15 protein-coding genes and 1 tRNA gene are annotated in these 13,862 nt (G+C 63.1%); 7 read left to right on the plus strand and 9 right to left on the minus strand.

Features of this window, described 5'->3' with window-relative positions; translation table 11 throughout:
• Positions 1–64 precede the first annotated feature (64 nt).
• Complete coding sequence (glyS, locus tag PK789_RS10270) at positions 65–2,140, minus strand: glycine--tRNA ligase subunit beta (RefSeq protein ID WP_324308658.1); 2,076 nt, start codon at positions 2,138–2,140, stop codon at positions 65–67.
• A gap of 134 nt (positions 2,141–2,274) precedes the next feature.
• On the minus strand, positions 2,275–3,189 hold the full coding sequence (gene glyQ, locus PK789_RS10275) for a glycine--tRNA ligase subunit alpha (RefSeq protein ID WP_324308659.1): 915 nt from the start codon (positions 3,187–3,189) through the stop codon (positions 2,275–2,277).
• A 61-nt stretch (positions 3,190–3,250) separates the two neighbouring features.
• Between glyQ and PK789_RS10280 the strand changes: the two genes are divergently transcribed.
• A complete protein-coding gene (locus PK789_RS10280) occupies positions 3,251–3,964 on the plus strand; it encodes a glutamine amidotransferase (RefSeq protein ID WP_324308660.1) in 714 nt (237 codons plus the stop codon).
• A gap of 42 nt (positions 3,965–4,006) precedes the next feature.
• A complete protein-coding gene (locus PK789_RS10285) occupies positions 4,007–4,933 on the plus strand; it encodes a DUF2189 domain-containing protein (RefSeq protein ID WP_324308661.1) in 927 nt (308 codons plus the stop codon).
• Between the two features lie 34 nt (positions 4,934–4,967).
• Here the strand turns inward: PK789_RS10285 and PK789_RS10290 are convergent, their stop codons facing one another.
• From PK789_RS10290 to PK789_RS10310, 5 genes are all read right to left on the minus strand, one after another.
• Positions 4,968–5,669 carry an RDD family protein gene (locus tag PK789_RS10290; RefSeq protein WP_324308662.1) on the minus strand — a complete coding sequence of 234 codons (702 nt, stop codon included), beginning with the start codon at positions 5,667–5,669 and terminating at the stop codon, positions 4,968–4,970.
• Positions 5,653–6,405 (minus strand): twin-arginine translocase subunit TatC, encoded by a 753-nt coding sequence (gene tatC / locus PK789_RS10295; RefSeq protein WP_324308663.1) that lies wholly within the window; start codon positions 6,403–6,405, stop codon positions 5,653–5,655. The genes PK789_RS10290 and tatC overlap by 17 nt, the downstream gene beginning before the upstream one ends.
• The gene (tatB, locus tag PK789_RS10300) at positions 6,398–6,796 is read right to left on the minus strand and encodes a Sec-independent protein translocase protein TatB (RefSeq protein ID WP_324308664.1); all 399 of its coding nucleotides are present in this window, start codon (positions 6,794–6,796) and stop codon (positions 6,398–6,400) included. Before tatB ends, tatC begins: the two co-directional genes overlap by 8 nt.
• Before the next feature lie 17 nt (positions 6,797–6,813).
• The gene (tatA, locus tag PK789_RS10305) at positions 6,814–7,035 is read right to left on the minus strand and encodes a Sec-independent protein translocase subunit TatA (protein ID WP_324308665.1); all 222 of its coding nucleotides are present in this window, start codon (positions 7,033–7,035) and stop codon (positions 6,814–6,816) included.
• 81 nt (positions 7,036–7,116) lie between these two features.
• Positions 7,117–7,950 (minus strand): lipid-binding SYLF domain-containing protein, encoded by an 834-nt coding sequence (locus PK789_RS10310; RefSeq protein ID WP_324308666.1) that lies wholly within the window; start codon positions 7,948–7,950, stop codon positions 7,117–7,119.
• 104 nt (positions 7,951–8,054) lie between these two features.
• Between PK789_RS10310 and hemH the strand changes: the two genes are divergently transcribed.
• The gene (gene hemH, locus PK789_RS10315) at positions 8,055–9,020 is read left to right on the plus strand and encodes a ferrochelatase (RefSeq protein ID WP_324308667.1); all 966 of its coding nucleotides are present in this window, start codon (positions 8,055–8,057) and stop codon (positions 9,018–9,020) included.
• On the plus strand, positions 9,020–9,874 hold the full coding sequence (locus PK789_RS10320) for an alpha/beta fold hydrolase (protein ID WP_324308668.1): 855 nt from the start codon (positions 9,020–9,022) through the stop codon (positions 9,872–9,874). Before hemH ends, PK789_RS10320 begins: the two co-directional genes overlap by 1 nt.
• A gap of 18 nt (positions 9,875–9,892) precedes the next feature.
• On the opposite strand, the gene PK789_RS10325 is transcribed toward PK789_RS10320, so the two are convergent.
• Together PK789_RS10325 and PK789_RS10330 are read right to left on the minus strand one after the other, a co-directional pair.
• Entirely contained in the window at positions 9,893–10,402 is a 510-nt protein-coding gene (locus tag PK789_RS10325; protein WP_324308669.1) for a hypothetical protein, read from the minus strand.
• A gap of 59 nt (positions 10,403–10,461) precedes the next feature.
• Positions 10,462–11,259 carry a M48 family metallopeptidase gene (locus PK789_RS10330; RefSeq protein WP_324308670.1) on the minus strand — a complete coding sequence of 266 codons (798 nt, stop codon included), beginning with the start codon at positions 11,257–11,259 and terminating at the stop codon, positions 10,462–10,464.
• 55 nt (positions 11,260–11,314) lie between these two features.
• Here PK789_RS10330 and dtd point away from each other — a divergent pair, with 55 nt between their 5' ends.
• The 3 genes from dtd to PK789_RS10345 all read left to right on the plus strand — a co-directional run bounded on the left by dtd (position 11,315) and on the right by PK789_RS10345 (position 13,862).
• The gene (gene dtd, locus PK789_RS10335) at positions 11,315–11,755 is read left to right on the plus strand and encodes a D-aminoacyl-tRNA deacylase (protein ID WP_324308671.1); all 441 of its coding nucleotides are present in this window, start codon (positions 11,315–11,317) and stop codon (positions 11,753–11,755) included.
• A 102-nt stretch (positions 11,756–11,857) separates the two neighbouring features.
• On the plus strand, positions 11,858–13,714 hold the full coding sequence (gene rpoD / locus PK789_RS10340; protein ID WP_324308672.1) for an RNA polymerase sigma factor RpoD: 1,857 nt from the start codon (positions 11,858–11,860) through the stop codon (positions 13,712–13,714).
• Positions 13,715–13,789: 75 nt separating this feature from the next.
• A tRNA-Ile gene (locus PK789_RS10345) sits at positions 13,790–13,862 on the plus strand.

A 13,862-nucleotide genomic window follows, 5' to 3' on the forward strand; every position in this document is an offset into this window, starting at 1 on the left:
CGCTTCGCAAGCGGTGCCGCTCACCCCTCCAGGCGCGCCATCTTGCAGATGGCTTTTCCGCGCATCAGCCCGACAAATGCTCGATCGCGGCCACGCTGCCCAGCCGCTGTGCCAGCCGTTGCAACAGGGCGAGGCGGTTGGCGCGCAGGGCGGGGTCGTCGGCATTGACCATTACCGCGTCGAAGAACGCATCCACCGGGGTGCGCAGGTGCGCCAAGCGGGTCAGCACGGTCACGTAGTCGCCGTGTGCCAGCGCCGGGCCGGTTTCCGCATAGGCGGCTTCCACCGCTTCGGCCAGCGCCAGTTCGGCTGGTTCGCGCAGCAGGGCCGCGTCTTCCTGCAATGGAATCGCGATGTCGGCTTTTTTGAGGATATTGCCGATGCGCTTGTTGGCGGCGGCCAGCGCGGCGGCTTCGGGCAGTTGCGCGAACACGCCGATGGCATCGACGCGGCGGGCAACGTCGGTCAGCGAGGCCGGCTTCAATTCAGCCACCGCGTGGAAGTGCGCCGCCGGCACGCCGCGATCGGCAAAGTAGCCGCGCAGGCGGTCGAGGATGAAGTCGTAGAGTTCATGTGCATCGGCCTGCACGCCTTTGCCAGCCAACTGATTGTTGGCGGAGACCAGCAGCGCTTGCAAGTTCAACTCGAACCCGGATTCGATGATGCTGCGCGCCAGCCCCAACGCATTGCGGCGCAGCGCGAACGGGTCTTTGTTGCCGGTGGGTTTGAGACCGGCAGCAAAGCCACCGGCGAGGGTGTCCAACCGCTCCGCAATCGCCAACACTTTGCCCAAGGTGGAGGCGGCGATATCGTCAGCGGCAAAGCGCGGGCGGTAGCTTTCGTCGATGGCCAATGCCACGTCGTCCGGCTCGCCGGCACGCTGCGCGTAGTAACGGCCGGCGATGCCCTGCAATTCCGGAAATTCGTTGACCATGCGGCTTTGCAGGTCGTTCTTCGCCAGCATTGCCGCGCGTTTGGCGGCTGCCGCATCTGCGCCGACCTGCGCGGCAATCGTTTCCGCGAGCGCCGCCACCCGCGCCACTTTGTCGGCCACGCTGCCCAGCTTGGCTTGGTAGGTGACAGTGGCCAAGCCGGCCCCCATCGCTTCCAAACCCTGCTTCAAATCTTCATCGAAGAAAAACTTGGCATCGGCGAAACGCGGACGGATCACGCGCTCGTAGCCTTTGCGGATTTCGTTCGGATCCTTGGATTCGATATTGGCAATGCCGATGAAATGCTCGGTGAGTTTGCCGTTGGTATCCAGCACCGGGAAGAACTTCTGGTTGACCTCCATGGTTTCGATCAGCGCTTCCTGCGGCACGTCCAGGAAGGCGCGTTCGAACGCACAAGCCACCGCCACCGGCCATTCGTTGAGGCAATTGACCTGTTCCAGGTTGTCCGCGCTGATGCGGGCGCTGCCGCCAGCGGCTTTCGCCGCCGCTTCCACTTCGGCCACCACACGGGCACGACGCTCGTCCGGATCCACCAGCACATGCGCGGCACGCAGCGCTTCGACGTACTCCTCCGGGCGCGCGATCCACACCGGGCCTTCGTGCATGAAGCGATGACCACGGCTCATGCGGGTGGCGCGAATGCCGAGCGCTTCGAGTTCCACGATGTCATCGCCCAGCAAGGCCACCAGCCAGTGCAGCGGACGGGCGAAGCCGTAACTATGCGCGCCCCAGCGCATGGGCTTGGGGATGGGCATCGCCGCCAGTGCGTCGTTCAGCACGTCTTGCAGCAAATCGGCGGTGGCCGCGCCGGGCGTTGTCGCGCGATGCACGAAGCGCTCGCCCTTGCCGTCACTGGTTTTCTCAAGCGTCGTCCAGTCCACCCCGGCCTTGGCGGCAAAGCCTTGCAGCGCCTTGGTCGGCTGGCCGTCGGCATCCAGTGCGATGCTCAGGTATGGGCCCAACACTTCGCTGTGCTGCTCGGGTTGCTCACTGGCCACACCCGGCAACAGCACCGCGAGGCGACGCGGCGAATACAGCGGCTTGGCCGCGCCGCGTTCGATCGCCACGCCGCGCTTGTCCAGTGCGGCAATCACGCCATCGAAAAACGCCTGCGCCAAACCGGGCAGTGCCTTGACCGGAAGTTCTTCGGTGCCCAGTTCGATCAGGAGGGGTTGCATGTGCGTCATGTCGTGACTCTTTTCGTTTTCCTTCTCCCCTCGGGAGAAGGTGCCCGAAGGGCGGATGAGGGTGCGATGTGGGCATGGATTCGGGTATTGACGAACCCTCACCCCAACCCCTCTCCCGAGGGGGGAGAGGGGCTTCAAGCAGCGCGCATCTTCAGTCCCGGAAACCCGAGCTTCTCGCGCTGGGCGAAATAGCTTTCGGCCACCGCCTGTGCCAGTTTGCGCACGCGCAGGATGTAGCGCTGGCGTTCGGTGACGGAAATGGCACGACGCGCGTCCAGCAGGTTGAAGCTGTGGCTGGCCTTGGTCACTTGCTCATACGCCGGCAGCGGCAGACCCACCTCGACCAGCTTCATCGCTTCGGCTTCGCAGGCATCAAAGCGGTGGAACATTTCTTCGACATTGGCGTGTTCGAAGTTGTAGGCGCTCTGCTCGACTTCGTTCTGGTGATACACATCGCCATAACGCACCGGCGCACCGTCCGGGCCATACGTCCATATCAGGTCATACACGTTGTCGCAGTTTTGCAGATACATGCACAGGCGTTCCAGCCCGTAGGTGATTTCCCCCAGCACCGGTCGGCATTCGAGGCCGCCGGCCTGCTGGAAGTAGGTGAATTGGGTCACTTCCATGCCGTTCAACCACACTTCCCAGCCCAGGCCCCACGCACCCAGCGTCGGTGATTCCCAGTTGTCCTCGACCAGACGCAGGTCGTGCACCAGCGGGTCGATGCCGAGGGCTTTGAGCGAATCGAAATACAGCGCGACGATGTTGTCCGGCGAGGGCTTCATCACCACTTGGTATTGGTAGTAACGCTGCAAGCGGTTGGGGTTGTCGCCATAGCGGCCATCGGTGGGACGCCGCGAAGGCTGCACGTAGGCGGCATTCCACGGCTCCGGGCCGATCGCGCGCAAAAACGTGGCCGGGTGGAAGGTGCCGGCGCCGACTTCAAGATCGAGCGGCTGGATCAACACGCAGCCTTGTTCGGCCCAATAGGCGTTGAGGCGGGTGATGAGTTCCTGAAAGGTGATCGAAACGCGGTGGGTGGCCATCTTGACGGGCAATAACGACGTGGCTGGGTAGTATAAGTGCCAGTCCGCCGTATCCCTTCCTATGCGTACACCTTTTCTGATTCTGCAAACCGGCCAACCCACGCCCTCGATGCGCCGCTATGGCAGTTTTGCCCACTGGATCCGGGTAGCGGCCGGCTTGGAACGCGACGCCGCCGTGGTGGTGGATGTGGAAGCTGGTGCCGCGTTGCCGCAACGTGCCGGGTTTGCCGGGGTCATTGTTACCGGCTCGGCGGCGATGGTGACCGAGCGTCGCGACTGGAGTGAACGCAGCGCCGAGTGGCTGCATCGCGCCGCGCATGCCGGTATGCCGCTGCTGGGCATCTGCTACGGTCATCAACTCATCGCGCATGCGCTGGGTGGCAGTGTGGGCAATAACCCACAGGGGCGCGAGATGGGCACGGTGGCCATTGATTTGCACCCGCAGGCGCAGCAAGACCCGCTGTTTCAGGGCTTGCCACCGTGCTTCCCAGCGCAGGCCACGCATTTGCAAAGCGTGCTGCAAGTGCCCGCCGGTGCCACCGTGTTGGCGCGCAATGCGCACGATGCCTGCCATGCGTTCCGCTGGGGGCAGCAGGTGTGGGGGCTGCAATTTCATCCCGAATTCAGCACCACCCATATGCGTGGCTATATCCGTGCGCGGCAGGACGCATTGGTGCACGAAGGCCGTAATGCCAAGCAGTTGGCACACGCAGTCAGTGCCGCCCCGCTGGCACGCAAAATCTTGCGTCGATTTGTCCGCCACGCCCAGCGTTGACACGCACTCCGGTATCCTGTGCGTATCTTTTCGAGGCGCAGCATGGACATTCGTAGGTTGCCGGCCAGTCAGGGCTTGGTGTGGTTTCGGCAGGCAATTGATTTGGGTGCCAAAAATCCGCGCGCGGTGTTTGGGGCGGCGCTATTGGCCATCGCGGCGCTGTATGCCGCTGTCTTGGTGATGGTGCTGGTCTTGACCACCTTCATGCTGGGCGGCAAGGCGACCGGTAAAACCCCCGATTTGGGCGTGGTAATGGCGGTGGCGCTGCCCTTGACGCTGGCCATCATGGTATTAGTGCCGGTGCTGTTGGGCGGCCTGATGCATGTGATTCGCGAAACCGAAGCCGGGCGGCCGGTACGCGCCCGCGATGTGTTTGTTCCGCTGCGCAGCGCGCAGGGGCGACGGTTGGCGTGGTTGGGCGTGGTGCAAGTGGTATTGGCCGTCGTGGGTGGTTTGTTGATGATGGCGATCGCCGGCGGCGACTACTGGCGCGATTACCTGCACGCCATGCAGTCGGCGATGCAGGGGGCCACTCCGGTGCTGCCGGAGCCGCAACATCCGGGGCTGCTGTTTTTGGTGCAACTGGCATTCAACTACTTCAGCTATGCGCTGATGCTGTTCTCGATCCCGCTGATGCTGTTTTCGGGTGAACACTTGGGCGCAACCTTGCGGAATGCTTTGCAGGCGTCGGTACGCAACATCGGGGCAAATCTACTCGCGGGCGTGTTGTTTCTGGGGGCGTTGATGCTGGCCGCATTCGTGGTGCTGCTGGTGGCGGGTTTGCTGGGGGTGTTGGGTAGCTTGATCCACGCGGCGGTCGGTAGCTTGCTGGCGATGCTGGCAATGCTGGGGTTTGCCGCAGTGGTCTTGGTGCTGGTGGCCGGTGCTGCCTATCTGGCATGGCGCGATACCTTCGGGGATGCGTCGATGCCGCCACCGTTGCAGCCAATCCACGGCTTTGAAGCCTGAGCCCGAAGCCTGAGCCCGAAGCCTGAGCCACGCGCTACAGCCCGCCCAGTGCGGCGCTCATCGACGCCTGCATCAACGCTTGCAGCCATTGGAACAACCACAGGCACGCCAGCAGAAATGCGGCGGCTTGCATCCCCAGCCACAGCTTGGCCCAAGCCGGCAGCCCCGGGGATGCGGCCACGACACGGGTGTGACTCAGGCGGTCGTGCAGGGCCAGATACGGCGCGAATGCGGCCATTGCGTGCCCCAGGTTGAGGGTCAGCCAGCTCAAGCCGGCAGCCAGAAAGCGGCGCAGGGCGATGCCCACGGTCATCGCCTGCCCGTCCATGCGGATGACCTGTAAACCCAGCGCGCGTTTGCCGGGGGTGGCCTGCCCGCGCGAAGCCTCGAAGCCCAGCGACCACGCACAGGCCAGCACCGCATACAGCGCCGGTGGCAGCAAGGCCAAGGTGAACAGGGCCGACTGCAATTGGTCGATGCTGGCCAGTAGGTGCGGGTCGGACAGCCACGCCAGCGCCATGGCGGTGGGGGCTTGCCCCTGCGCGAGCGCGGCATCCAGCAGACGGCTCATGTCGGCGGTCAATTGCTGCAAACTGGTTGTGCATTGTGCCCATGCCGCGCGCAGTGGCGCGCCGCCCAAGATGGCGATGCCAGGGAATAGGCAGACGGCATCCAACGACCATGCGGCATAGCGCACCCAGAACCGCGCCGGCAGGGGTTCAGGCAGAAGCGCCATCGGCTTGGCTGCGTGGGGTCACCCATTTGGCGGCAATGATGCCGGCCTCGTATAGCAGACACATCGGGATGGCCAGCATCAATTGGCTGACTACATCGGGTGGGGTCAACACCGCCGCCACGATAAAAATCCCCACGATGGCGTAACCACGACCTTCGCGCAGTTGCGCCGGGGTCACCCACCCCAATAGGGCCAAGATCACCAGCGCCACCGGCAGTTCAAACGCCAAGCCAAACGCCAAAAACAGCACCAGCACGAAGTCCAGATAAGCGGCGATATCGGTCATCATCGCCACCCCTGCCGGGGTGACCCGGGCCAGAAACCCAAACACCATCGGCAACACAAGGTAATAAGCAAACGCGCAGCCGGCATAGAACAGCAGCAGCGCCGAGCTGAGCAGCGGCAGCGCCAATCGTTTTTCGCGTTTATACAAACCGGGCGCCACAAATGCCCATGCCTGATACAGCAGCCACGGCATGCTGATCAACAGCGCGGCAAAAAATGCCAACTTCATCGGTGCAAAAAAAGGCGAAGCCACTTGGGTGGCGATCAACTGCCCGCCTTTGGGTAACTTGGCCAACAGTGGCTGCGCCAGATAGGCATACAAGGTGTTGGCAAACGGCAGCAAGCAGGCCAGCACCAGCAACAGACCGATACTTGCGCGCAGCAGGCGCATGCGCAGTTCCAGCAGGTGCGCAATCAGCGGGCGTTCGGCGTCGGATGCGGCGTCAGTCATGCTGCGGGTCACGTTCGGCAGCAAGCGGTGCGACGCCCGCCGGTGGCTCGGCATTCGCCGCCGCATTCACCGCAATATTCACCGCAGTATGCTCCGCAGCATTGGGAGGCAGGCTGGCCAGTGCATGCAGCTGCGTCTGGGTCTGTTGCAACTGCCCCTGTAGCTGGCGGTCGGTTTCGGTGATGGCGTTCTTGGTGTCTTGCAGACTGCGTTTGAGTTCTTCGCTGGCCAGTTCTTGCTCCAACTCGGTGCGCACGGAATGCCATTGCGCGCGCGCGCGACGCACCCACAGACCGGCAAAGCGCGCGGCTTTGGGCAGGCGTTCGGGGCCCAGCACGACCAAGGCCACCAAGGCGACCACCAGCATTTCGCCTAGCGAAAAATCAAACACTGCCGCGGCCCGCGCGGTTATTGCACGACGTTGTCGTGCTGTTTTTGTTCGCTGGTGCTCGCCGGCTTGTCTTCGCTCAGGCGTGGCGCTGGCTTGTCGTCATCACCACTCATGCCTTTTTTGAATTCGTTCACGGCCTTGCCCAAGTCGCGTGCGCCCGAGGTGAGCTTTTTGGTGCCAAACACCAGCAACACGATGGCGAGCACGATCAACCAATGCCAAATGCTGAAACCGCCCATGATTGCGTGCCTTTGAGTGAAGTGGATGAAATGGATTTTACCCAGACTCGCGGGCCTGCTGGCAGCGGCCCGGATGCCTGTTTAGGGTTTGACCGCTGGTTGCGGCAAAGGTTGCGTGGCCGGCAGTGGCGTGGTGGTGGCCGGGTTGTGGCTGTCCAGTGGCTGCACGGTGGCTGCATTGGGATCGACCGGTGGCGGTGGTGGGTTGGCGCGCTGACGGGCGTAACGGGCGGCGGCGGTGGCTTCTTCCAGCGCATCGCGGAAGTGGGTGATGGTGGCCGATGGCTGCTGTGGGGCGCGGCCTTCAAAAATCATCCGTGGCGTGCTGCCGGCACCATAGGCAGACCCGTTGGCACCATTGTCGATCGACAGCACCGCGCCATCCAGTGCAATCCCGGCAAACAGCCCGCGCGCACGCGACCACGACCAGATCTCGGCCTTCATCGCGCCATCGGTGGCGGCGGCGGCATTGCGGCCCACTGGGCCGGCGGCCACCCCAGCATCGGCACCCAGGGTGAATTTGCCATTGACGATAGTGTCCAGACCGCGCTCACTGCGAAACACCAAAATCACATCGGCCGATTGCACCCCGGCCTGCAAACCGAAGCTGGCCCCGGAAAGCTTGATATAGACCGGGTTGGACCAGCTGCCATTGGCGGTTTTCACCGACATCAGGCCCAGTCCGCGGCGGCCGCCCAGCATGAAGCCGGCTTTGAGGGTGTCGGGCACCACCACAATCCCTTTGGCCTCTTCCAGCAGGCGGTCGGGGATCGAGGATTCCGGGATGGCTTGAATTTGCTGCAACACACGCACGGCATTATCGGCACGGGCATCTTCGCGGGTGCCGGCGGCAACACTGCCGGCAGCAATCAGGATGGCAAGGGCAAGGCTCAGGCGGCGCGGGGTGGCGGGCATCGTGCTCTCCGTGTCGGCGGTGGGGGATACCGCATCGTGGCGTGGTGGTGATGAATCGATGATAAGCCGCACGCAAGGCTGGCGGCGCATGCGATCCTATACCGATGAGTGATCGCAAGCCCACCTCCGCATTGTTGCTCGTCAATTTGGGAACCCCATCTGCCGCGACTGCGGCGGCGGTCTCCGCGTATCTGCTTGAATTTCTGTCCGACCGCCGCGTGGTGCAGCTGCCGCGCTGGTTGTGGCAGCCGTTGTTGCGGTATCGCATCCTGCCCAAACGCAGCCCGCATGTGGCGCAAAAGTACGCCAGTGTGTGGTTGCAAGGTGGCTCGCCGCTGGCGGTGCACACAGCGGCGCTGGCGCAGGCGGTACAGGCGCGTCTGCCCGATTGGCGGGTGCTGCATGCGATGCGCTACGGCAGCCCAGCGGTGGCCGCACGCCTGCATCAGTTGCGGGACGAAGGCATCACCCAACTGCGGGTGTTGCCGTTGTATCCGCAATACTCCACCACCACCACCGCCAGCGTGGCCGATGCCCTTGCCGCCCACGCCGGCGACATGCAGGTGCAGATGCTGCACGACTACCACACCGCTGCCGGTTGGGCCGCAGCGGTGGCGGCGTCGATCCGCAGCCATTGGCAGGGACACGGGCGCGGCGAGCGCCTCTTGCTGTCCTTGCATGGCATTCCACAGCGCTTGGTGGCTGCCGGCGACCCGTATGCCAGCCAATGCGAGGCCAGCACACAGGCGATTGCGGCGGCTTTGGGCATTGCCCGCGAGGACATCATGCTGGTGTTCCAGTCGCGGTTTGGCAAAGGAAAATGGTTGCAGCCGGATGTGCTGGATACCTTGCGGCAACTGGCCAGCACCGGCGTGCGCACGGTCGATGTGGCTTGCCCGGGGTTTGCGGTGGATTGTTTGGAAACATTGGAAGAAATCGCCATTCAAGCGGCGCAGGTTTTCCAAGCCCACGGTGGCGCTGCGCTGCGTTATATCCCCTGCCTGAATGCCAGTGATGCACATGCCGATGCGCTGGCGGCGCTGGCGCTGACCGATGCGGGGTGGCGTTGATGCACACGTGTGAATTTGACACCCCGCAGGGGCGCATTTGCGCATTGCGCAACCACGGCAAAGGGCTGCCGGTGCTGGCCCTGCATGGGTGGTTGGACAATGCCGCCAGCTTTGTGCCGCTGGCCGAGCACCTGCAAGCATTGGATCTGGTGGCAATGGACTTGCCCGGGCATGGCCGCAGCCTGCATTTGCCGGCGGGTGCCGAATACAGCTTCAACACCGCGTTGATGGCGGTGCTGGACGTGGCCGATGCACTGGGCTGGGCGCAGTTTGCGCTGCTGGGGCATTCGATGGGGGCGGGGATTGCGAGCTTGCTGGCGGCCGCCTGCCCGCAGCGGATCACGCAGTTGGTGGCGATCGAAATGCTGGGTGCGCTGACCGAACCCCCCGAGCGCACCGCCATGCGCATGCGCGAAGCACTGGCGGCGCAGCGCGAACGTGCAACGCGCGGGCTGCGGGTATTTGCGGATGTGGACACCGCCGTGCAGGCACGTTTGCATGCCAGCCGAGTGCCGGGCAGTGGTTTGGATGCGCCGCTGGTACGGCTCTTGGTTGCGCGCGGTGTGCGTGCGGTGCAAGCGGGCTACGTCTGGAGCAGCGACCCACGGCTGACGTTGCCCAGTTTGACGCGCATGACCGCAGCACAAGTGGATGCGGTGCTGGATGCGATCGAATGTCCCAGCTTGGCCATCTTTGCCACGCCGGCGCAGCCATATTTTCCCGATGCCGAGCGTCAGCGGCGGGTGGCGCGATTGCCGCAGGGGCGCTTGTGCACCTTGCCTGGTGGGCATCACCTGCATATGCAGCAGCCCGCCACCGTGGCGGGCGTGATATTGGATTTTCTGCGCGGTTGAGGCTTATGCGGTTGAGGCTTATTCCGCAGTGCCGGTACGAATGGCCAACTGGGTGCCGCCATCATCGGACTTGGCCAGCTGGAAAAACGCCTGCCGCTTGTCTTTGCTGAACGCCAAAGTGGCGCCGTCGCCGGTTTGCATCGCCACATCGCGCTTCCAGCCGCCGGCCTGCATGCCCTTGTCGGTATCGGCATACACCGTATTCACGGCTTGGGTGGTGGTCATGTTGACCATCTGCATACCGGCCATGTCCACCACGCTGGCGACTTTGTGTTGCGCGGGCAGGACGATATCGGTGGGAAATGTCGCCGGCAAAGTCACATTGCCTCCGGTATCGGCGGTGCTGATGTGGACATCACCCTTATCGGTCTTGATGGTGGCTTGGTTGCCATCTTTATCCACCTTCACCCCAGTGGCGTGCTCGATGGCGGCCTCGGTGGCTTTTTCTGCGGCTTTCTTGCAGGCGGGCAGCACAACGATCGCACTGACGGCGAGCAGGCAGGATAGTTGGCGCAGTGTATGTTTCATGAAATGCATTCCCCTTGATGCAGTGGCGTTTCCAATTTCAGGGAACGTGTATTGCGCCGCTATCCGGCCAGCAGTTGCCGCAGCCGACCTTTCAGGGCGCGCCCGTCACTGCGTAAATAGGCGCGCTCCTCACGCCAGTGCGGGAAGCGCACCTGCACCGCCTGCCAAAACTGCGGCGAATGGTTGGCGTGCACGAGGTGGCACAGCTCGTGCACCAGCACGTATTCAAAGGCGGCGGGACGCGCCAGCATCAAGGCCAAATCCAGTGACACGGTGGCGTCTGGGGCCAACGAACCCCACAGCGTGCTGGGCCGTTTGAACACAAACCGCCGTGGCGCACGTGGCAGGCTGGGCAAATAGCGCGGCAGCAAGCGGGCCAGATCGCTGCGGGCCTGGGCCTCGTAAAAATCCCGCAGCGCGCGTTGTAGCGCGGCAGGCCCGGCCTGCGCTGGCGCCTGGCAATACAGCGTGCCGGTGGTTTCAAGCTCTAGGCGTGTCGCCCGCCCCAGCGCCCAATGCAAGGGCAGCTCGACCCCGCGCAGCGGCAAGGCAGTGGTGACATCGCGGCGCAGCGCCTCGCCGTGGGTATTGGCGTGCACATGCAGCTGCCGGGCCAGCCAAGCGCGGTGCTGCTGCAAAAACGCATCACCTTCACGCAGGGCGGCGCGCAGCGGCAGGGTCAAACGCACCCCGCGTTCATCGACCGCCAACTTGATCCGCTTGGCGCGCGGATCGCGCACGCGCAGCACCTCGATCGTGGAGCCATCGGTCAGGGTGATGGCAAGCGTGTCGCGCTGGATGGCAGGCGCGGCGCGCACGCCGCGTGGCAGTTGCAAGAAACGGAGCAAGGCGGACATCGGTGCAGTGTAAGCAAGCTGCCCGGTGCATGCAGGCAACCCCTACAATACGTGGATGCTTGCCCTACTCCAGCGCGTGTCTGAAGCCGCCGTGCGTGTGGATGGAGTCGTGCTGGGCGCAATTGGCCCCGGCCTGTTAGCACTGGTGGCGATTGAGCCGGGGGATACCGAGGCGCAGTTGCACCGGCTGGCGCAGCGCATGCTGGGTTATCGCATTTTCGAAGACGATGCCGGCAAGATGAACCGATCTTTGGCCGATATTGGTGGTGGCTTGCTTTTGATCAGCCAATTTACCCTGGCGGCCGATACCCGCAGCGGGATGCGTCCCAGCTTCACCACCGCCGCGCCACCGGCACAAGCTGAACGCCACTTCGCGCGGCTGCTGGAAATTTGTCGGGAAATGCACCCGCCGGGGGTGGAAACGGGCCGCTTTGGTGCCCATATGGTGATCAGTCTGGTCAATGACGGGCCGGCAACGTTCCTGTTGCGCCCCTGAACGCACCCGACCTGCGTCAAGCGTATCCGCCGGCTGCGCGGTATAATGCTTGGTTCTCTTTGCTGCGTCCTGCGCAGATCCTCACGATACGGTACCCCGCCCATGGCCAACGAACGGCAGATTGCACCCCAGTCCGACATCAAGCTCTTGATCAGCAAGGGTTTGGAACAGGGCTATCTGACCTATGCCGAAGTCAACGATCACCTGCCCGACGACATGGTCGATCCGGAGCAAATTGAAGACATCATCGGCATGATCAATGGCATGGGCATCGAGGTGCACGAAGCCGCCCCCGATGTGGAGACCATGCTGCTGGCCGGCCAGCAAGTGGGCGGTCGCGAAGTCGATGAAACCGCCGCCGAAGAAGCTGCCGCGGCATTGACCTCGCTGGACGCCGAAGGTGGCCGCACCACCGACCCGGTGCGCATGTACATGCGCGAGATGGGTACGGTGGACCTGCTGACCCGCGAAGGCGAAATCGCGATCGCCAAACGCATCGAAGAAGGCCTAGCGCAGATGAACGCCGCGCTGGCCAGCTTCCCGCTGTCACCCAATATGCTGCTGGAAGACTACGCGCTGCATAAGGCCGGCAAGAAGCGGCTGGCTGAAATCGTGGTGGGCTTTAACGATGATGAGCCAGAGCCAGAGGTTGTGCCGGTGATCGCAGAGGATGCCGATGTCGAGGGCGACGGCGAGGATGACGATGCCGATGCCGGTGGTGACGCCGATGAGCCGGCACCGACCGGGCCGGATCCGGTGGAAGTGGCGGCGCGTATGGAAGCGATGGGTGCAGCGCATGCGCGCTTCTTGAAAGCGGTGGCCAAGGGCGGCGCGGATTCCAAGCCGGCACTGAAGGCGCGCGAAGAAATGGCCGCCGTGTTTGTCACCCTCAAGCTACCGCTGCCGTTGACCGATGTCTTGGTCAAGCAGCTGCGTGACGTGGTCAACCAAGTCAAAGAGCACGAGCGCCGCATCCTTGACCTGTCCACCCGCGTGGCAAAGATGCCGCGGAAAGATTTCATCAAGGCGTGGGAAGGCAACCAGACCAATCTGGAATGGGTGGATGAACTGCTCAAGCGCAAGCAGAAGTGGGGCAGCGCGCTGCGTGATGTGCGCGAAAAAATCATTGCCGAACAAGAAGCCACCCTCGCTATCGAAAAGACCATTCAGGTGACCTTGGTTGATCTCAAGGAAATCAACCGCGCGATGGCCTATGGCGAGACCAAGGCACGCAAGGCCAAGAAGGAAATGGTCGAGGCCAACCTGCGTCTGGTCATCTCCATCGCCAAGAAGTACACCAATCGCGGCCTGCAGTTCCTCGACCTGATCCAAGAAGGCAACATCGGCCTGATGAAGGCGGTGGACAAGTTCGAACACCGCCGTGGCTTCAAGTTCTCGACCTACGCCACGTGGTGGATCCGCCAGGCCATCACCCGCTCGATCGCCGACCAGGCGCGCACCATCCGCATCCCGGTGCACATGATCGAAACGATCAACAAGCTCAACCGCATCTCGCGCCAGATGCTCCAGCAGTACGGCCGCGAGGCCACGCCGGAAGAGTTGGCCAAAGAAATGGACATGCCCGAGGACAAAATCCGCAAGGTCATGAAAATCGCCAAAGAGCCCATTTCGATGGAAACCCCGATCGGCGACGATGAAGACTCGCATTTGGGTGATTTCATCGAAGACACCAATGTGATGTCGCCGGTGGAAGCCACCACCGACATCAACCTGATCGAAACCGTGCGCGACGTGCTGGCCGGCCTGACCCCGCGCGAGGCCAAGGTGCTGCGCATGCGCTTTGGCATCGACATGAACACCGACCACACGCTGGAAGAAGTGGGCAAGCAGTTCGACGTGACGCGCGAGCGCATCCGCCAGATAGAGGCCAAAGCCCTGCGCAAGCTGCGCCACCCCAGCCGCTCGGAAACCCTGCGCAGCTTCCTTGATATTGAGTGAAGTTACACAATTTCGACGTAAAAACCCGCCGCAACCGGCGGGTTTTTTGCTACCCACGGTTACAATTCCCGCGACGGGCCTATAGCTCAATGGTTAGAGCAGAGGACTCATAATCCTTTGGTTCCAGGTTCGAGTCCTGGTGGGCCCA

It is taken from the genome of Thermomonas sp. (assembly GCF_035369645.1).
Taxonomy (GTDB): Bacteria; Pseudomonadota; Gammaproteobacteria; order Xanthomonadales; family Xanthomonadaceae; genus Thermomonas.

Bases quoted from the DNA above. Each gene is read 5' to 3' on its own strand.
- PK789_RS10330 (WP_324308670.1), bottom strand. From the start codon at position 11,259: ATGTCCGCCTTGCTCCGTTTCTTGCAACTGCCACGCGGCGTGCGCGCC.
- glyS (WP_324308658.1), bottom strand. From the start codon at position 2,140: ATGACGCACATGCAACCCCTCCTGATCGAACTGGGCACCGAAGAACTT.
- PK789_RS10285 (WP_324308661.1), top strand. From the start codon at position 4,007: ATGGACATTCGTAGGTTGCCGGCCAGTCAGGGCTTGGTGTGGTTTCGG.
- hemH (WP_324308667.1), top strand. From the start codon at position 8,055: ATGAGTGATCGCAAGCCCACCTCCGCATTGTTGCTCGTCAATTTGGGA.
- PK789_RS10280 (WP_324308660.1), top strand. From the start codon at position 3,251: ATGCGTACACCTTTTCTGATTCTGCAAACCGGCCAACCCACGCCCTCG.
- PK789_RS10325 (WP_324308669.1), bottom strand. From the start codon at position 10,402: ATGAAACATACACTGCGCCAACTATCCTGCCTGCTCGCCGTCAGTGCG.
- PK789_RS10290 (WP_324308662.1), bottom strand. From the start codon at position 5,669: ATGGCGCTTCTGCCTGAACCCCTGCCGGCGCGGTTCTGGGTGCGCTAT.
- PK789_RS10320 (WP_324308668.1), top strand. From the start codon at position 9,020: ATGCACACGTGTGAATTTGACACCCCGCAGGGGCGCATTTGCGCATTG.
- tatA (WP_324308665.1), bottom strand. From the start codon at position 7,035: ATGGGCGGTTTCAGCATTTGGCATTGGTTGATCGTGCTCGCCATCGTG.
- PK789_RS10310 (WP_324308666.1), bottom strand. From the start codon at position 7,950: ATGCCCGCCACCCCGCGCCGCCTGAGCCTTGCCCTTGCCATCCTGATT.
- rpoD (WP_324308672.1), top strand. From the start codon at position 11,858: ATGGCCAACGAACGGCAGATTGCACCCCAGTCCGACATCAAGCTCTTG.
- tatC (WP_324308663.1), bottom strand. From the start codon at position 6,405: ATGACTGACGCCGCATCCGACGCCGAACGCCCGCTGATTGCGCACCTG.
- dtd (WP_324308671.1), top strand. From the start codon at position 11,315: ATGCTTGCCCTACTCCAGCGCGTGTCTGAAGCCGCCGTGCGTGTGGAT.
- glyQ (WP_324308659.1), bottom strand. From the start codon at position 3,189: ATGGCCACCCACCGCGTTTCGATCACCTTTCAGGAACTCATCACCCGC.